Raw genomic sequence first — 17,173 nt, 5'->3', positions numbered from 1 at the left:
CTCGGCTGATATGCGGGAACCGCCCCGTATAGTGTCCGTTGCAACGATACGGCTCATCTAAAAACCAACCCCATTCGTCATTAATGCTTAAATCTTCAAGCTCTCCGTTGCATTTGGGGCATTTAACATCAGCAAACATAACCACCAACCTTTTTAATAAAATCCAAACTTACCGACCGCTGCACAAAATCTTCCATTGTTGGGTCAAATACAACGACCATTTGCCCTTTGCTATTACCTTTGATTTCCTGCCCCGTGATAGGATGGATAAATGCAATTCGGCCGCCGACAATATCAATCACTTCATTTGCCACGTTGTGAATATGGTTTTGATACCATTGCGTTGATTTATCGTTATTCAGCAACATCACCACTAAATGACCGTTATCTCGTAAGCGTTTAGCCTGTTTGATAAATGGCGTCACGTCTGAGTAAGGGGGATTGACGAAAATTCCTGTTGCACCACCAAATTTTCGATCCAGAATCTCCACATCAAAATCCAAGAAGTTTTCGGCTAAACCACCTTGCCCGATATAATCGGGGCATAGTGCGTTTTGAGGATTCGCACAACCATCAACTTCGATCATATGAAAACGATAAAGCAACCAATTAAAAACATATTCAGGCGTTCGCCAAGTGTCTCTGTCAAAAACTGTCATTGTATCGCTCCTGCTCGTTTCTTTTCGTCTAAAATCCGCTGAATACGTGGATCTATTGGCACTTTCTTTTTCTCTTCAATCACTAGCTTTGGAGGCGGTATTTGTTCCCCACTCATAATCCGTTTTGCCATCTCTACTAACGCTTTTTCAGCTTGGTTGCGTAGTGTTTCATCTTTCCAACTATGCTTGCGGTTACGTTCGTAGAGGTCGGTTAAAAGCCAATATTCGGCGTTTGAACGAAACTTAAAATTATTGATTTCAGCAAATCCAAAAGCGGAAAAATGATTTAAACGCTTGAGTAATTGATCCACATCTGGCAAGCCTAATTCGTGATAGTCAATCACATTGCACCACTGGATAAATTTGCCGATACTTGGTACAAAATCATCGGTTTTGGCTCGTAAGCCTTTCATTCCTTGTCTAACTTGCTCAACGGTTCTAATACCGTTTTCTGCAAAGCCTAAAATCCATTGCTGCTTAGCCGTTGCGATTTGCTTTTCCGTCCAGTATTGGATACTTGGGCAACTGGCTGGCAACTGGTCGAAAATACGATCAACCAAGTTTTCAATCTCGCCCGACAATTTGCCATCCGGATTATTCGCCACCACAAGCGGTCGATTTTGTGCAGTATTTTGCAGATTCATCACAGCACCTCCGCCCACGCTTCCGGCGTATTCCATTCGGCTCGCATATTGTCTTTTGGTCGATGTTGCTTAGGTTGATCATCTTGCCATTTCCAATCTGCTTTAAACCCTGTCCAGCCATTTCCAATCTGCTTTAAACCCTGTCCAGCCACGTTCAATCGCAATTTCCACTGCCTTTTGAATCGGGATTTTGGCTTTATCAGCCTCTCGCTGATAGCCATTCAGTGCGGTTTCGGTAATAGGGGATTTTTTGGCTTTGCGGTGTACAATGAAGTCCTCCGCTAACTTGCCTGTGATACCGAATTGTTCAAGCAACACTAACACCGAAGATTTTTTCGTTTCGTGCGTGTGTGCGTTAATACCCGTAAGGGTATTATTTTTATTGTTTTTAATAGTGTCTTTTGTAGAGGTGCATTTTTTGTACCCGGTACTAGGTACATTTTTTGCTACTGGTTTTGTGGAATTTTTGCTACTAGGTACATTTTCTGCTACTGGTTCATTTTCAGTATTTTCAAACTCAAAATTCAGCATAAATTCCGTAATCTCACCTAAGTGTCTGAACGCAATAATTAAGCCTAATTCTTCCAATTCAGCCACTCCATTTTGAGCGGTACGTTTATCCTTAATACCACACTTTTCCATAAATTGAGCGATGGAGATGCGGTCTTTTTGTTTCTGCCAGCCTGTAGTTTGGCGTGTAATCAGTAAGTAGCATTTAATGCCAGCCCCTGACATATTTCTTAAAAATTCATCAACTACCGCATTTGGCACTTGAAATGAATTTGGGATAAAACGGCTCATTCTGCACACTCCATAAAATACTGTTTCACTTTCTTGCCACTTGGCACGGTAATAAACACGCTATGAATATCGTGGCCACGATCACGCAAATCTTTGATACGAGCCGATAAACGTAAGCATCCGAAGTTGTCTAACGCAGAAAGCGAGGTAATGCGACCGCCATTTTGAAGATGTGCCAAAATTTTTGCATTTTGGCTTTGACTTGATATTTCGTTTGGATTAATATTCACCCCACACATATAGGGAATCTCCTTAGTAATTAGCCACCGTTCCAGCGGTGGTTTTTTATTTGCTTTTGTTTCTATAAAGGGAATGTTTAACTTTTAATTTGCCTTCCGTAATCTCTTGTAATCGGTACGCATTTTTTTCAGGGATAATATCTCCCCATTGAGAAACAGCAGAAACACTAATCCCCAACACAGTGGCTACTTTTTCCAAAGCTCCAAAATGCTCAATCACATCATCTTTTTTCATATTTTCTTAATTCCTTCACATTTAAAAATTTAAGACTTCTTAAATATATATTTAAAGGAAACTTAAGTCAATAGATGTTAAGATAACTTAACAATGATTTTTTTTATTGACCTTGGGAGGTTAGTATGAGCATTCAGACTTTAGGTGATAGAATTAGAAGCCGTAGAAAAGAACTGAAATTGACACAAAAAGACCTAGCTACTGCATTGAAAGGCGTTTCACATGTTGCGGTATCTCAATGGGAAAGTAGTACTACCAAGCCAAATTCGGAGAATATTTTAGATTTATCTACAGTATTACAATGTGACATTAGCTGGCTTTTGCGTGGTAATGGCGAATCAAACGTTGTGCCGGCAAGCATTGGAATGATAAAAATCCCACTAATTAGCTATATCCAAGCCGGACAATGGACGGGTATTGATGATTTTCGTGAAAGCTGTGGCGATTATGAATATATCCTAACCGATCTTGAGGTGTCTGAAGATGCTTTTGCTCTAGAAATCAAAGGGGACTCGATGGAGCCTGATTTTATTGAAGGAGACCGAGTAATTATTGATCCTGATGTACAACCGCACGCCGGTGAGTTTGTGGCAGCAATTAATGGCGATTATGAAGCCACTTTCAAAAAATACCGTCCGTTAGAAGACTTAGACGAATACGGAAGACAACATTTTGAGCTTATCGCTCTTAATCCGGATTACCATAAATTATCAACGCTAAAGCAAGAAATCCGAATTATTGGAACAATGGTAGAGCATCGTATTTATCGTAGAAAGAGATAGGCCAGCAGTTGAATTTTATTGGGTAATGGCGAACAAATACATCGCCGCCATTATTAAGCCGCCGAGAGGTTAAAAGGAGTAACAATGTCTACAGAAATAACACGATTAACCCTTAGATTTGATGGGCTAGATGCAAAGGAACATCAGATCGATCTTTATAGCCTCGGCGAGGCACTACAAGGATTTGCCCGAATTATTTCAACTGCTGGTCATTTTTCAGTTACTCAAACCTACTCTAAAAGTTTTTCTATGCATAGCGTGAAAACTTATGCACAAGAAGTCAGAGCGAATTGCTTTTCGGTTGATATGGTATTAAACTGGGCTCAACAGAATCAGATATTATCCGGTTCATTCGGCATACTGCTTGCGGCGGTTATCCCTTATATTTTCCAGCGAAACAAGGCAAAAACAGAAGAAATGAAAATGTTGAAAGACTCGTTAGACAAGGCTATAGAGGCTTTGGGTAATCGAGATCAAGCTGTTATCGAAAGACTGGCTTCCACCATTGAAAAAATGGCGGAAGAGCTTCGCCCTGCAGCAAGACTTGCTGTTTCGCCAATCGGGGAAAGTTGTAAGACTATTTCAATCATTGATACACAGACCAAACAGTCTCTAGGCATAATTAATGAGTCAGACAAAGAATCGATTATGTCCTTGTCTGAAAATGAAATAACTGGGATTCAGGTATTTGATATACTGATTTCAGAGCTGGATAAAGTTAAAGCAACTTGTAAAGTAAACATCAATAACGCTGAGCAACGCACAAATGCGGTGATTTCAGATCCGCTATTTGGCAGTGCGGAGAATCCTTATTTACAAGCCTTTGCTCAAAACAAAGCAATCAAAGTAACCGGCAAAGCAACCATAAAAGACGGCGAAATCATCAAACTGACGATTATGGATATTCACTAAATTTTCTGCCCGCCATCAGCGGGCTTTTTCTTACCTCACTCCCAAATACACAAAATCCATTATCCCACTAATCAAATAACCGCCCTCGTGGCGGTTTTCTTTTGCCTCTCCGACATTGATGCCGGAAACATCAAAACAAGAGGTCTAATTTCACTAAAATTTTTCCAATAAAAAAGCTACGTTAAACGTAGCTTCTTATCTTATTACCGGCTAAAAATGCTTCCACTCTAAACCTTGTGTATCAAAAGTAAATTGCCCTTTGCCATAATTGTAAAAGCTCGCCTCTACAATTAATTTTTTCGACTTTTTCAGCTTATCTACAAAAGTTTTCATTGCTTTTGCATTTTCGATGAAAAGCGTATCATTGCTGCCGCCATCTGCCCCTACCATTCGATAACTTTCCAATTTACCATCATCAAACTTCACGGTAATTTTACAACTCTCAATCATACAGCCATTAAACTGTCCATGAATGCTGAAAATAACATCATTGCCATATTTAGGATCTTTGCGTAGCATTAAATTCAGTCCGGATGAATCATACGGAAAACCAAAATCTATTGTATTAGTCGATCTCACTCTAGCAAGATAAGTTGTGGCATTACGCAGTTCATCTTTCTCTTGCTCATATTCCCACTTAGATTTTTCAGCGGTCGTTTCTTCTTTACCGGCATCTTTTTTTACAAAGATACTATCGTAACATTCCAAGCGTTTTGTACTATCTTCAATCTTAGAACAACTTTCCCCGGTTTCATTAGCTAAAGCAAAAGCGGGTAAACAACATAAAGTCATCAGTAGTTTTTTCATATAACCTCCATAGAAATTCTTTCTCATTTTCTCAAAAGCGTGATTTCCGGTCTGTGATCAAGCTCGCAATCTCAATAATTATATTTTAATGGTTTAAAAAACAATCAATTAAGAAATCATAACTAATTGAAATTTAAGAAATCTTAAAAATATTTATTAAATAAACTTAAATTTTAATTGACTTGTAATTTAAGTTTTCTTAAACTTAATTCATCAAAACGAGCTACGGCTCAATGCTCTTTAAAAATTTGGTGCTTGTGCGAACGAATATTAACAACCTCGGACAGTTGTAAAGTAATACTTTATAACTTAGCAAGGTTGGTTAGACCCTGACAAGTAAACTTGGGCGACTTATTCAACAGAGGGAATAAGGCATAGGCAACACACTCGCAAGGTGTGGAGAGCTGAAAAGGCAACACTGGTATCAGTCCTAAGCAATCACGCTTATCTCAAGTTTGAGTAAGTACGGATACAAGCAGCACCCGACGGAATGGCAAAAGCCGGACGGGCGACGGCGTGGGCAGACACGCATTTATTCCAAAGCCTATTATGAGTGGGTTTTGGAATAATTTAAACACGAGGTAATTATGAAAAACAAAAATTTTGAAATTGCGAAATTTATTATTTTAAATGAGCAACTAGGAAGCCCTAAAGATTTGGAATTAAAGGTCGTAGAGAGTAGCCTGTCTGGCAGCGATAAAAATCGTATCAAACAGGCTATTTTAGAAAGTGTGGCAAGAAATACTGATTACCCACCTGACGAATTAGCGAAATTAGCTTGCAAAGCTATCTGTCTGATTGACTCTTATAAGCATTAATAATTGTTGGTAAATGAACCATATCATCTAATGCTTCAAAGCGTTTTGATAACGTTTCAACAAAATCTGCAATGCTATCAGCGGAGTCTTTATTTAGGTAAATAAATGGCAATCCTGTTGAAGCACTTGATGTTTTAGCAATATCTCTTGCTAAAAGTAAAGCAAGGGTATCTGCACTTGATTTTCTCATAATGTTCTCCTTGATTAAATTGTGGTCGCAGAGAACATTGTACTCCTCGATGTGGTCGCACACAAGAGGACTTGAGCCTTACAAGTATAAAGAAAGGTACTTATTCCAAAATACCCACAACTAGACGCAAGTCACTCCATTTGCCCACCGTAAAACGTGGGCTTTTTTACCCAAGAGGACAATCCTATGAACAAAATGAAACAACTTGCTCCGTTTGCCTTGCTAATTTTGATATTAGGCATTGTCGGACGAATGGATTACGAAGATCAAGTGCAGCTCGAAAGATACAAATGCGAACGAAATCAAGGCGTTTGGCAAGTGGAAAGCAGTGGCAACCAATACTGCGGAGGGAAATATGGCACGAAAAATTGATGCCGGTGTTGAGATTGTTGAGGTAGATAAACGATTTGTCGCCAAGTTTTATTATGACGGCAAATTACAGCACGAAACCTACCCACAATATAGCCGCCAAAACGCCATTATGTTGATTAACCGCAAAATTGAGCGGTTCAACGTTGGCAGAGATAAACCTATTAAACTCTACAAGGAATAACAATGCTTGACGTTGATAAGCAAAGCGAATGGGAAGACCCACGAACTGGCACAGCGTACACCACGCTACCAGCCAACACCGATTACTTAAACCACGCCAAAACAAGAGGGCAAACAATGAAAATTTACATCGACATCGAAACAATCCCAACTCAAAACGCCGATTTCCAAGCCTATGTAACGGAAACGCTGAAACCACCAGCAAATTACAAAAGTGAAGATACCATTGCGAAATGGTTTGAGCAGAACAAAGGCGAAGCGGTGGCGAAAACCGCACTAGACGGCACTTTTGGCGAAATTGCTGTAATTGGTGTAGCAATCAACGACGAACCGCCAGTGCTATTCTACCGTGAAGATTGGCAATCAGCAGACCGTGAAGCAGATATTTTGGCACGTTTTAACGACTTCCTGCGTGAAAAAGCGAATAAATGCAATACCGCTCCACAATTCATCGGGCATAACATTACTAAATTCGATGACCGCTTTATTTTCCAACGCTCGGTAATTAATGGTGTAAGACCTTATTACACCACCAGTCGCAATAATATCTACGACACAATGACAGAATGGGCTGGTTACGGCGGTACGGTGTCGCTCGACAAGCTGTGTAAAGTGCTAGACATTGAGCAAAAAGGCGAGATTGACGGCTCAAAAGTATGGCAATACGTCCAAGACGGCAAAATTGCCGAAGTAGCAGAATACTGTGCGAAAGATGTTGAGCGTGTCCGCCAAATCTACAAACGAATGACTTTTACGGAGTAATCACAATGCAATTCCAAAAAGCAGAACGCAAAAAATCCAAACTTCGCTTGGCTTTAACTGGTCCTAGCGGTTCGGGAAAAACTTACGGTGCATTACTTACAGCAAAAGGCATCGGCGGCAGAATTGCTGTGATCGACACAGAAAAAGGGAGTGCATCCCTTTATTCTGACATCGTCGATTTTGATGTATTAGAACTCTCCGCTCCTTACACACCTGAACGCTACCGCCAAGCGGTACAACTTGCCGTAAATAATGGCTTTAACGTGATTATTATCGACAGTATCACGCACGAGTGGTCGGGGGCTGGCGGTTGTTTAGAGTTAAACGACGAAATCGCCAAGGCAAAATTCAAAGGGAATACGTGGAGTGCGTGGAGTGAAACCAAAGCACGCCATCGTGCTTTAATTGATGATCTGCTTGCTTGCCCTGCTCACATCATTGTAACGATGCGAAGCAAAACTGAAACAGCCCAAGCGGAAGTAAACGGTCGCAAACAGGTTCAAAAGCTGGGAATGAAAGCGGAACAAAATGACGGTATTGAGTATGAATTTACTACCGTCTTGGATTTAATCCACGACGGTAATTTTGCTCAACCAAGCAAAGACCGTACAGGCTTATTTCCACCTAACGGCAATCCGTTCAAGCTATCTGTTGAAACAGGGCAAAAGCTCGTGGAATGGTTGGAAAGTGGGGTGGATTTTGAGCTGGAACTTTTGAAAAAAGCAGAAGCTCACAAAGATAAAATGCTTGAAAAGATTAACGAAGCAGATACCAATGATCGTATTGAAGAAATGCGTAAATATGTGGATGAAAAATTCGTTGAATATCCTCAACTGTTATCGGAGCTAATTCAAGCTATCGAAGTGCGTAAACTCAATATCAATAATCAAGAGGGCTAATTATGGCAGGTGTAAACAAAGCAATCATCGTCGGCAGATTAGGTAGCGATCCTGAAATGCGAACAATGCCAAACGGCGACTCAACCGCCAAAATCAGCGTAGCAACTTCGACCGAATGGACGGATAAAGTATCGGGCGAAAAAAAGCAAGCGACGGAGTGGCATAGCATTATCGCCTTTCGGAATTTAGCTGACATTATCGGCAAATACCTGAAAAAAGGTTCACAAGTCTATGTTGAAGGTAAGCTACGTACTCGCAAATGGCAAGCCCAAGACGGCACAGACCGCTGGACAACCGAAATCATCGCCGACCAGTTAAAAATGCTAGGTAGCCCGAACGGTGGTAACAGCAACAATAATTGGGCGACCGAGCCGCCAGGCAATCCACCGCCAAGCAATCCCTATAACCAAGTAATGACGGATTCAGAATCACGAGATTTTGATGATGATATTCCGTTCTGAAATCCATATAACTTGAGTTTTTGAAATTTAACGAAATTCAAAATTAAAGGGGTAATAGTATGAAATTATCTTCACGGGAGCGTAATTTTATTGGCAAAACTGGCTTTAAAGGCGTTCATTTTCTCCAGCATAAAGGGGTAAATAATCCTTGTTTTGAGGCTAGTGTAAAAGTAACAATAAATGGACGGCAGCATTGTATTTATTTAGGCCGGAGTAACTCAGCTCACGAATGTGCTGAAATCTACGATAGAGAAATAATAAAGATAAGAGGTAAATCAGCAATGACAAATAAAGGTTTAGGATTGTTTGACATCGGTGCATTAAATGATGCTGGGCTAAATGATCAGTATCTCTGTTGTATCGCTCTGTTATTTGTAGATTGGCTTTATAAACGTCCATCAAAGCGAGGAAGTTTTACCGAATTTGTTCGATTGCAAAATAAGGAGCTAAATCATCGCAAGTTTACATCACGAGAAATTGAGCAAATTCTGTTCCATCTAGAAAAAGTAGGAGGGATTAGTATTGCAAATAAAAAACAAGTGCCTCAACTTGCCATAGTGGCATATAAACACGGTTACAAACAAATTGCTGAGCATAAAGCTCAGCAAATCCAACAAAAAGAGGAAAATGCAATGAAAGATGCAAAAGATTTAACGGCTAAAACACCGGAAGAATTAGAATTATTAGCTAAACAGCTATTAGAAATGTCCGAGGTAAAGAAAAAAGAGATTGCCAGCGGTGATCAAATTCGAAAAACACTCAATCCGTTAATTTTGAATGTTTGTCAAGCTAAGGGGAAATATGACCGCCTATTAGAGCAAATGCTGGATGCATCAACTGAGCTTGATAACGCAGTAAAAGGACTAAAAGCAGCATTAAAATTTTAATAAAGTCTCGTAAGGAGCTTTTTTATTATCAAAAATCCGACAACCCTAGTTAGCTTATAAGTTTACTTGTAAGTTTTTGATGAAAATAGACCGCTTGTATTCAACCAAGCGGTTATTTTTTAGGAAGTTTAACAATGAAAACAATCCAAAATATTTTAGATGAACGTGAACAACAACACGGAAGTTATGATAGCTTTTGCGAAATCTACGGAGGTTTACGCAAAGTGAGCGATAAACACGTCGAAAAATTAACGTGGCAAAAGCAGGTATCAGTCGAGATGATGTTATTCAAAATTGCTAGAATCTTAAATGACGGTGCGAATTATGAAGACAACTATCAAGATATTGCAGGCTATGCAATCTTAGGGGGTGGAATTTATACTCGCCATTTATCAGATAATGTAAAAGCTTTACCCAAGCCATTAACAGATAGTATTTACCCCGAATCACATCTTGATAAAAACTCTATTTGGCGACTTGATTTGGAATTTGAAACAAAAGGGCAGGCTGTAGAGGTATTGGAGTTTTTAACTGGTAAAAGGATGGTAGAAAAATAGTAGGATAATCTGAGTATTACCTAAAATAAGGCAATAAAAACCCCCCTATAAAGGGGGCTAAGCAAACGTAAGCGTTATAACTAAATAACTGCTACATCTACTGCTGAAGGTCCACGTTGTGAGTCTTGTACATTGTACTCAACTTTATCGCCTTCATTTAAACTGCGATAGTTATTTCCCATAATGCCAGAGAAATGAACGAAAAGGTCTTTTCCACCATTTGACGGAGTGATGAAACCAAAACCTTTATCAGAGTTAAACCATTTTACTAAGCCATTTAATTTAGACATGTTGTCTTCCTTATTTTTTAAATTTTAAATTTGTGTGCTTGAATCAAGCGTTAATGCTAATAACGTGAACTTAAATCGAGATTGGTATTAAGAGAAACTTCAAGGAACAAATTTAGAACTTGTAAAGAGGAAGAACTGTAATAACTAACTTTTATTAAACTGCTGTCTAGCTGGAAAGCATTAGAACACGGTTATGACATTAACACAAGCTTTATTTCATCTTTTTTGTAAAAAATATAAAACACAGATAAACAGCCCTCTACAGAGAGCTTTTTATCAGGCATAAGAAAAATTTATGGGTAATAGGAGTATTTTATAACCCCAAAATAAAATTTTAAATTATGCAACGACTCCGAATGATTTTCCAATCATTCCTGTTACTGTTAAGGCAATAATTCCCCATATAACTACACGAATGATCGCTGGTTGTACTGGTGCTCCACCTAATTTTGCAGAAAGAAAACCGAGTAAGGCCAATCCTATTAGAGTACTTATACCAAGTGCCCACAATATCAGAGACTGAGGGAAAAGTAATATAACAATTAAAGGCAATGCTGCACCACCACAGAATGCTAATGCTGATGCACCCGCAGCTTCTAGAGCATTAGTTTCAATCACCTCACTGATACCAAGTTCATCTCGAGCATGCGCTGCAAGAGCATCATTTGCAGTCAGTTGCTCCGCAACTGCTCTAGCAGTTTTAGGATCTACACCACGATCTTGATAAATTTTTGTTAGCTCATCCAATTCTAACTCTGGATTTTTTTCAAGCTCATCTGCTTCTTTTTTTAAATCAGCTTGTTCTGTATCTGCCTGACTAGATACAGAAACATATTCGCCTGCTGCCATAGAAATAGCACCGCCAACTATTGCAGCGACGCCTGTAACTAATAATGTATGCCATTCTGGATTTGCAGCTGCTAATCCCATTAATAAACTAGCGACAGAAATCAACCCATCATTAGCACCAAGCACGCCAGCTCGAAGCCAATTGTTACGATTTGAATAATGTTGCTCAGTATGCCACGAATATCCCATTATTATAGTTATCCTTGATAGAAAGATGAATTAAAATAGGTGAGGATTATAATAGAAGCCTGATAAAAAAGAAACTCTTCTCTCAAGGAAAAGAAATATATTAGCGTGATACAATAGATATTTAATATATAACTAAAAACGCCCCCAAATCATTTTGCAATACGTTGATTTTATTTAGACTAAAATAAACTAAAATTAGTTCTTAAAAAGCATAAAAATAATATGTATTTGACAAAAGCCGCTAACACGGATTAAGATAACCGCACTACAAACTCATAGCGGTTATCCGCACCCGAAAGCATAGCGGTTTTTTTATGCCTAAAATTTACAAATCCTCAGATCTGAGGATTTCAATGTTCGGGTCTAGAGAGCCTAATACAATACCTCACGGAAATAAGCTCCGCTGTCTATGAGCAGTAGTTGAAGCCCGAACAACCCTACTAAGGTTGTTCGTAATAGAAACAAACTCATAGGGGCATAAAAATGTCAAATTTAACCATTCTCAACACGGCAATCCGCCAATACGAAAATCTATTCAGCTTAAACGATTTACACCAATTAAGCGGTAATGGTAAAAGTCATCAACCAAGTAATTTCACACGACTAGACACAACGCAAGATCTTGTTGCGGAAATTCAAAAAGACAGCCCAGCGATTATTCCAATAAAAGCCCTACGAGGCACACAAGGCGGAACATTTGCCTGTGAAGAAATCGCCCTAGCTTACGCAATGTGGATTTCCCCGAAATTCCATTTAGTCGTCCTACGGGCATTTATTGCAATGCACAAAGGCGAAGTAAAACAGCAACAACTGGCTTTGCCTGAACCAGAGAAAAAATACACGTTTGAGTTTACCGAAGATACTTGCTTACGCCTTGTAAGCATGTGGTTTGCGCTCTACAACAACCTAGAGCTATTAGGACAACTACACCAACCACTCAGCAATATCGGCTCACATTTTGGCTCAACCGCGTACACGCATTACACTGAATATCAAACTACACTTGGTGTAATGAAAAGTGTTCTTGAACCAATGACAAAAGATTTTAATCCTGATCCTTACCAAGAAGCGCATTACTACAAAGCGCTCAAAACGCTACGCGATTATCAATTAAAAGGCTTGGCAAGAATCGTCAAACACCCTACACCACCAACGCGTAAATACGAGTTGTAAAAGATCCATAAAAACCGACCGCTTGTGAAAAATCAAGTGGCGGTTTTCTGCACCCAAAATTTAAGGATTAGATGATGAAATACGCAAAAATCATTCTATTTTTAACCGCCTTTGCAGTTGCTGCCGACTACTTAGAGTTAGGCAATGACTGCGATGGCAAAATTTGTATGGCTCAACGCTAAAAGTAAATTTTTAAACAAAATCGACCGCTTGTAACTCAAGCGGTTTTTTATTATCTGGAGGAAGTAATGAATGGAACATCTCACTATTAATCAAGTGGCAGAAGAATTAAGTTGCCACCCAAATACAGTCCGCCAACACTTAGCCGATTGGGGGTTTTTTAAAATGGCAGGCTCGGAAGTTTGGCGGATCAACCGAGAAGATTTGGAAAGAGCCAAAAAGCGAGCCGGTATTGACCCAATAAGAAAACGATCTGATAATGGCCGAGGGTTATCTCTGTCGGTCGAGGAGAATAAAAAATGTCGATCTACAGACGAAAAGCAAACGGTCCGTGGTGGGTTGATATCACAACCCCAAACGGCAAGAGAATTAAGAGAAGCACTCGCACGCTTGTAAAACGTGAAGCTCAGCAGTATCACGATAAAATCAAGCAAGAAATGTGGGCAGAAGATAAACTCGAAGAAAAAAGAAAATATATCTTTGAAGATGCTTTGCTTCATTACGTTCGCTCTGCCGAAGAATTAAAGGACAAAGCCACTAAAAAGCGACACGCTGAATACTGGCTATCTAAATTCGCCGGTCGTGAACTCAGCTCTTTAACAGCTCAGGAGATTATTCTAAATATCCCGAAAAAGAATGCAAATACGAAAAAGCCTCTATCTCATAGTACGCAAAATAAGTATGTAAAATCTTTATCGAGAGTATTAAATATCGCTCATAAACTTGGTATGTTGGATGCAGTCCCACACATACCGAAAAAGAAAGAGCCGCCAATTCGTGTACGTTGGATCACCAAAGATCAGGCTAAACAGCTAATAGATAAATTAAGTTCAGACTGGATGAAATCTATCTGCAAGTTCGCCTTGATGACAGGAGCAAGACGTACAGAAATTTTAACAATGACTTGGGATAAGATAGATTTTGTGAGAAAGGTAGCAATCGTGACTAATGATGTCGCTAAATCAGGTAAGGCACGATCGCTATTACTGAATCAAGAGGCAATTAAGCTGCTTGAATCTATCCGCCACCGCCATTCTAAATATGTATTTGTTGGCAAGAACGGTAATCCTTTACAGGATATTAACCGAAAAGCATTTAATTTGGCTACAAAAAAATGCTTGCTATCGGATTTCCACTTTCATGACCTCCGTCACACTTGGGCGAGTTGGCACATTCAAGCAGGAACTCCACTTTTTACATTAAAAGAATTAGGTGGTTGGGAAACCTTAGAAATGGTTAAAAAATACGCCCATTTAAATGCAGATCACCTGCTAGAACACGCAAACAAGGTCGAAATTTACGGTACATTTACGGAACATTCGCAAAATGAACCAAAATTAAAACTGGTTGCGTAGTGTATAAGTGATTGAATTTAAAGGAATTTAATGGCACGCCCTAAAGGATTCGAACCTTTGACCCACGCCTTAGAAGGGCGTTGCTCTATCCAGCTGAGCTAAGGGCGCAGAGAAATTTGAAAATAGAAGAAGTGGTCGGCGAGATAGGATTTGAACCTACGACCCACTGGTCCCAAACCAGTTGCGCTACCAAGCTGCGCTACTCGCCGAAAGATGTAGTTGATTATAGATTTCTTTATGAAACAGTCAATCTTTTTTTACTTAAGATGAGTTTAAATGGTGGAACTTTATCCGCTACTTAAATTTAACTTATCAAAAAGCGAATTTTTTGCGAAAATAGCAAACGCTTTCGTAAAATAATTTTTTGGGAGGGAAAATGGCTGCACAAGTTATTTCTGGAAGTGCGATGGCATCGCAAATTAAGCTCGATATTAGTAAAAAAATAACCCAATATATAGAACAGGGAAAGCGTAAGCCTGGGCTTGCAGTTATTCTTGTCGGGGCGGATCCTGCATCTCAAGTGTATGTCGGCAGTAAACGTAAAAGTTGTGAGGAAATAGGCATTTATTCTAAATCTTATGATTTATCTGCTGATACAACGGAAAGCGAATTATTAGATTTAATTGAACAATTAAACCAAGATGAAAGTATTGATGGTATCTTAGTGCAATTACCTTTACCGAAACAGATTGATTCTACAAAAGTGATTGAAGCGATAGCACCCCATAAAGATGTAGATGGTTTTCATCCTTATAATGTTGGTCGATTGGCTCAACGTATCCCAACTTTACGTTCTTGCACACCTTATGGTGTAATGAAATTGCTAGAAAGTACTGGAATTAATTTATATGGTCAGCACGCAGTGATTGTTGGGGCATCGAATATTGTTGGTCGCCCAATGGCATTAGAATTGTTATTAGCAGGTTGTACGGTAACGGTAACTCATCGCTTTACTAAAGATTTAGAAAGCCATATTCGCCAAGCAGATCTTTTAGTTGTTGCGGTTGGCAAGCCAGAATTTATTCCTGGTGAATGGGTTAAAGATGGAGCGGTTGTGATAGATGTTGGCATTAATCGTGGAGCAGACGGCAAATTAAAAGGCGATGTAGAATATGCGGTGGCATCGCAAAAAGCGAGTTTTATTACACCAGTGCCAGGCGGTGTAGGGCCGATGACCGTTGCAATGTTAATGCAAAATACGCTACAAGCTTACGAACAGAATTTACAAGCGGTCTAATTTCTCTCTAAATTTGCAAATCCTCAACCTAGTTTGAGGATTTTCTTTTCTCTAGGCTTTTCGCCGATAAACCGCTAAAATAGCCCCTATTTTTAATCCCAAACATTAAGTAGTATGAAATTTATTATTAAACTTTTCCCTGAAATTATGATTAAAAGCGATTCTGTTCGTAAACGCTTTATCAAAATTTTAACCTCAAATATCCGCAATGTGCTTTTAAAAGAAACCGAAAATGTGTCTGTTGTTCGCCATTGGGATTTTATCGAAGTGCGAGCTAAGCTTGAAGAAGAGGCTCCGCTTGTTTTAGATTTACTTAAACGTACACCGGGCATTCATCATATTTTAGAAGTGGAAGAAACTCCTTTTACCGATATGCACGATATTTTTGAGCAAACTTATTCTGCGGTAAAAGATGAACTTGAAGGAAAAACTTTTAGCGTACGAGTTCGCCGTAAAGGTAAGCACGATTTCCGTTCATTAGATGTGGAGCGTTATGTTGGCGGTGGTTTAAATCAACGTATTGAAAGTGCAAAAGTAAAATTAACGCACCCAGATGTAACGGTAAGAATTGATATTGAACACGATAAAATGTTGCTGATTAAAGCTCGTCACGAAGGGTTAGGCGGTTATCCAATCGGTACTCAAGAAGACGTGCTTTCACTGATTTCAGGTGGATTTGATTCAGGTGTATCAAGCTATATGTTGATTCGCCGTGGTTCTCGAGTGCATTACTGTTTCTTTAATTTAGGTGGAGCTGCTCACGAAATTGGTGTAAAACAAATGGCTTACCATATTTGGAGCCGTTACAGCACTTCGCATAAAGTGCGTTTTATTGCAATTAATTTTGAAAATGTGGTCGGCGAAATTTTAGAAAAAGTCGATAACGGGCAAATGGGAGTTGTGTTAAAACGTATGATGGTACGTGCGGCAAGCAAAATCGCAGAACGTTTCGATATTCAAGCGATTGTAACCGGTGAAGCCTTGGGGCAAGTTTCTAGCCAAACACTGACTAATTTGCGTTTAATTGATAAAGCTTCTGATACTTTAGTTTTACGTCCGCTCATCACGCACGATAAAGAGCAAATTATTGCAATGGCAAAAGCGATTGGCACTGACGATATTGCAAAATCTATGCCGGAATTCTGTGGTGTGATCTCTAAAAATCCAACAGTAAAAGCGATTGAAAGTAAAATTTTAGAAGAAGAGGGAAATTTCAATTTCGATGTGCTTGAACAAGCGGTTCAAAATGCAAATTATTTAGACATTCGTGAAATTGCACAACAAACAGAACAAGAAGTTGTGTCTGTAGAAACCACCTCAGAACTTGCTGAAAACGATATTATTTTAGATATCCGTAGCCCTGAAGAAGTAGATGAAAAACCATTTAGTTTAGAAGGTGTAGCAGTTAAAGAACTACCGTTTTATAAACTTTCTAGCCAATTTGCGAGCCTTGATCAAAGTAAAACATATTTACTCTATTGCCAACGAGGAGTAATGAGCAAATTGCAGGCTCTTTATTTAAAAGAAAATGGCTACACAAATGTGAAGGTGTTTCGAGCAAAATAGTAGTTAATTGCCGAAGTGATAGTGGCCTAGTACGGTAGAGTTCGTAGCCCAGCACGGCATAGCCGTACAGGGTTAAGTATAAGTCAGCCTCGTTGAGGCTGATTTTTTTGAAGCTCTCGCCCTTAGGGA

25 protein-coding genes and 2 tRNA genes are annotated in these 17,173 nt (G+C 39.3%); 15 read left to right on the top strand and 12 right to left on the bottom strand.

What is annotated here, in order from left to right; genetic code table 11:
- Positions 1-128: 128 nt before the first annotated feature.
- Genes PTQ27_RS00630 through PTQ27_RS00605 form a run of 6 tightly spaced genes read right to left on the bottom strand, consistent with a single transcriptional unit; the run spans position 129 to position 2,578 of the window.
- Positions 129-659, bottom strand: a complete 531-nt coding sequence (locus PTQ27_RS00630) for a DNA N-6-adenine-methyltransferase (RefSeq protein WP_273748539.1) — start codon at positions 657-659, stop codon at positions 129-131.
- On the bottom strand, positions 656-1,303 hold the full coding sequence (locus PTQ27_RS00625; protein WP_273748540.1) for a replication protein P: 648 nt from the start codon (positions 1,301-1,303) through the stop codon (positions 656-658). The genes PTQ27_RS00630 and PTQ27_RS00625 overlap by 4 nt, the downstream gene beginning before the upstream one ends.
- Positions 1,303-1,455: a hypothetical protein gene (locus tag PTQ27_RS00620; protein ID WP_273748541.1), complete on the bottom strand. Its 153-nt coding sequence runs from the start codon at positions 1,453-1,455 to the stop codon at positions 1,303-1,305. The genes PTQ27_RS00625 and PTQ27_RS00620 overlap by 1 nt, the downstream gene beginning before the upstream one ends.
- Entirely contained in the window at positions 1,406-2,104 is a 699-nt protein-coding gene (locus PTQ27_RS00615; RefSeq protein WP_273748542.1) for a phage replication initiator YdaU family protein, read from the bottom strand. The genes PTQ27_RS00620 and PTQ27_RS00615 overlap by 50 nt, the downstream gene beginning before the upstream one ends.
- A complete protein-coding gene (locus tag PTQ27_RS00610) occupies positions 2,101-2,343 on the bottom strand; it encodes a helix-turn-helix domain-containing protein (protein WP_273748543.1) in 243 nt (80 codons plus the stop codon). The genes PTQ27_RS00615 and PTQ27_RS00610 overlap by 4 nt, the downstream gene beginning before the upstream one ends.
- A 46-nt stretch (positions 2,344-2,389) precedes the next feature.
- Positions 2,390-2,578 (bottom strand): Cro/CI family transcriptional regulator, encoded by a 189-nt coding sequence (locus PTQ27_RS00605; RefSeq protein ID WP_273748544.1) that lies wholly within the window; start codon positions 2,576-2,578, stop codon positions 2,390-2,392.
- 125 nt (positions 2,579-2,703) lie between these two features.
- Between PTQ27_RS00605 and PTQ27_RS00600 the strand changes: the two genes are divergently transcribed.
- The gene (locus PTQ27_RS00600; RefSeq protein ID WP_273748545.1) at positions 2,704-3,360 is read left to right on the top strand and encodes a LexA family protein; all 657 of its coding nucleotides are present in this window, start codon (positions 2,704-2,706) and stop codon (positions 3,358-3,360) included.
- 84 nt (positions 3,361-3,444) lie between these two features.
- Entirely contained in the window at positions 3,445-4,272 is an 828-nt protein-coding gene (locus PTQ27_RS00595; protein ID WP_273748546.1) for a DUF7946 domain-containing protein, read from the top strand.
- Positions 4,273-4,482: 210 nt separating this feature from the next.
- Here PTQ27_RS00595 and PTQ27_RS00590 read toward each other — a convergent pair whose 3' ends face one another.
- A complete protein-coding gene (locus tag PTQ27_RS00590; protein ID WP_273748547.1) occupies positions 4,483-5,079 on the bottom strand; it encodes a type VI secretion system-associated protein TagO in 597 nt (198 codons plus the stop codon).
- A 587-nt stretch (positions 5,080-5,666) separates the two neighbouring features.
- Here PTQ27_RS00590 and PTQ27_RS00585 point away from each other — a divergent pair.
- On the top strand, positions 5,667-5,897 hold the full coding sequence (locus PTQ27_RS00585; RefSeq protein WP_273748548.1) for a hypothetical protein: 231 nt from the start codon (positions 5,667-5,669) through the stop codon (positions 5,895-5,897).
- Here PTQ27_RS00585 and PTQ27_RS00580 read toward each other — a convergent pair.
- Entirely contained in the window at positions 5,866-6,087 is a 222-nt protein-coding gene (locus PTQ27_RS00580) for a hypothetical protein (RefSeq protein ID WP_273748549.1), read from the bottom strand. The two genes, PTQ27_RS00585 and PTQ27_RS00580, sit on opposite strands and share 32 nt — an antisense overlap.
- Before the next feature lie 186 nt (positions 6,088-6,273).
- Between PTQ27_RS00580 and PTQ27_RS00575 the strand changes: the two genes are divergently transcribed.
- The 7 genes from PTQ27_RS00575 to PTQ27_RS00545 all read left to right on the top strand — a co-directional run bounded on the left by PTQ27_RS00575 (position 6,274) and on the right by PTQ27_RS00545 (position 10,205).
- The gene (locus PTQ27_RS00575) at positions 6,274-6,459 is read left to right on the top strand and encodes a hypothetical protein (RefSeq protein WP_273748550.1); all 186 of its coding nucleotides are present in this window, start codon (positions 6,274-6,276) and stop codon (positions 6,457-6,459) included.
- A complete protein-coding gene (locus PTQ27_RS00570) occupies positions 6,443-6,640 on the top strand; it encodes a hypothetical protein (RefSeq protein ID WP_273748551.1) in 198 nt (65 codons plus the stop codon). The genes PTQ27_RS00575 and PTQ27_RS00570 overlap by 17 nt, the downstream gene beginning before the upstream one ends.
- 116 nt (positions 6,641-6,756) lie before the next feature.
- Entirely contained in the window at positions 6,757-7,401 is a 645-nt protein-coding gene (locus PTQ27_RS00565; protein WP_273749043.1) for a ribonuclease H-like domain-containing protein, read from the top strand.
- Positions 7,402-7,406: 5 nt separating this feature from the next.
- Positions 7,407-8,300: an ATP-binding protein gene (locus PTQ27_RS00560; protein ID WP_273748552.1), complete on the top strand. Its 894-nt coding sequence runs from the start codon at positions 7,407-7,409 to the stop codon at positions 8,298-8,300.
- A gap of 2 nt (positions 8,301-8,302) precedes the next feature.
- Positions 8,303-8,761, top strand: coding sequence for a single-stranded DNA-binding protein (gene ssb / locus PTQ27_RS00555; RefSeq protein WP_273748553.1), 459 nt, complete (start codon positions 8,303-8,305; stop codon positions 8,759-8,761).
- Between the two features lie 59 nt (positions 8,762-8,820).
- Complete coding sequence (locus tag PTQ27_RS00550; protein ID WP_273748554.1) at positions 8,821-9,648, top strand: AP2/ERF family transcription factor; 828 nt, start codon at positions 8,821-8,823, stop codon at positions 9,646-9,648.
- A 134-nt stretch (positions 9,649-9,782) separates the two neighbouring features.
- On the top strand, positions 9,783-10,205 hold the full coding sequence (locus PTQ27_RS00545; RefSeq protein ID WP_273748555.1) for a DUF6378 domain-containing protein: 423 nt from the start codon (positions 9,783-9,785) through the stop codon (positions 10,203-10,205).
- Positions 10,206-10,285: 80 nt separating this feature from the next.
- Here PTQ27_RS00545 and cspE read toward each other — a convergent pair whose 3' ends face one another.
- Both cspE and PTQ27_RS00535 read right to left on the bottom strand, forming a co-directional pair.
- Positions 10,286-10,495, bottom strand: a complete 210-nt coding sequence (gene cspE, locus PTQ27_RS00540) for a transcription antiterminator/RNA stability regulator CspE (protein ID WP_116631448.1) — start codon at positions 10,493-10,495, stop codon at positions 10,286-10,288.
- Between the two features lie 339 nt (positions 10,496-10,834).
- Positions 10,835-11,533, bottom strand: a complete 699-nt coding sequence (locus PTQ27_RS00535; RefSeq protein WP_273748556.1) for a VIT1/CCC1 transporter family protein — start codon at positions 11,531-11,533, stop codon at positions 10,835-10,837.
- Between the two features lie 483 nt (positions 11,534-12,016).
- Here PTQ27_RS00535 and PTQ27_RS00530 point away from each other — a divergent pair, with 483 nt between their 5' ends.
- The 3 genes from PTQ27_RS00530 to PTQ27_RS00520 all read left to right on the top strand — a co-directional run bounded on the left by PTQ27_RS00530 (position 12,017) and on the right by PTQ27_RS00520 (position 14,241).
- The gene (locus PTQ27_RS00530; RefSeq protein WP_273748557.1) at positions 12,017-12,706 is read left to right on the top strand and encodes a P22AR C-terminal domain-containing protein; all 690 of its coding nucleotides are present in this window, start codon (positions 12,017-12,019) and stop codon (positions 12,704-12,706) included.
- 252 nt (positions 12,707-12,958) lie between these two features.
- A complete protein-coding gene (locus PTQ27_RS00525; RefSeq protein ID WP_273748558.1) occupies positions 12,959-13,282 on the top strand; it encodes a helix-turn-helix domain-containing protein in 324 nt (107 codons plus the stop codon).
- On the top strand, positions 13,186-14,241 hold the full coding sequence (locus PTQ27_RS00520; RefSeq protein ID WP_273748559.1) for a tyrosine-type recombinase/integrase: 1,056 nt from the start codon (positions 13,186-13,188) through the stop codon (positions 14,239-14,241). The genes PTQ27_RS00525 and PTQ27_RS00520 overlap by 97 nt, the downstream gene beginning before the upstream one ends.
- A 31-nt stretch (positions 14,242-14,272) precedes the next feature.
- Here the strand turns inward: PTQ27_RS00520 and PTQ27_RS00515 are convergent.
- Positions 14,273-14,349: transfer RNA gene (locus PTQ27_RS00515), tRNA-Arg, on the bottom strand.
- A 24-nt stretch (positions 14,350-14,373) separates the two neighbouring features.
- A tRNA-Pro gene (locus PTQ27_RS00510) sits at positions 14,374-14,450 on the bottom strand.
- A 167-nt stretch (positions 14,451-14,617) separates the two neighbouring features.
- Here PTQ27_RS00510 and folD point away from each other — a divergent pair.
- Both folD and thiI read left to right on the top strand, forming a co-directional pair.
- Entirely contained in the window at positions 14,618-15,478 is an 861-nt protein-coding gene (folD, locus tag PTQ27_RS00505) for a bifunctional methylenetetrahydrofolate dehydrogenase/methenyltetrahydrofolate cyclohydrolase FolD (protein WP_273748560.1), read from the top strand.
- A gap of 114 nt (positions 15,479-15,592) precedes the next feature.
- Complete coding sequence (thiI, locus tag PTQ27_RS00500) at positions 15,593-17,044, top strand: tRNA uracil 4-sulfurtransferase ThiI (RefSeq protein WP_273748561.1); 1,452 nt, start codon at positions 15,593-15,595, stop codon at positions 17,042-17,044.
- Positions 17,045-17,173 lie beyond the last annotated feature (129 nt).

It is taken from the genome of Mannheimia cairinae (genome assembly GCF_028649535.1).
GTDB lineage: Bacteria > Pseudomonadota > Gammaproteobacteria > Enterobacterales > Pasteurellaceae > Mannheimia > Mannheimia cairinae.
The sequence above is the reverse complement of the archived record's forward strand: the minus strand, read 5'-3'. Positions and strand labels throughout refer to the sequence as shown.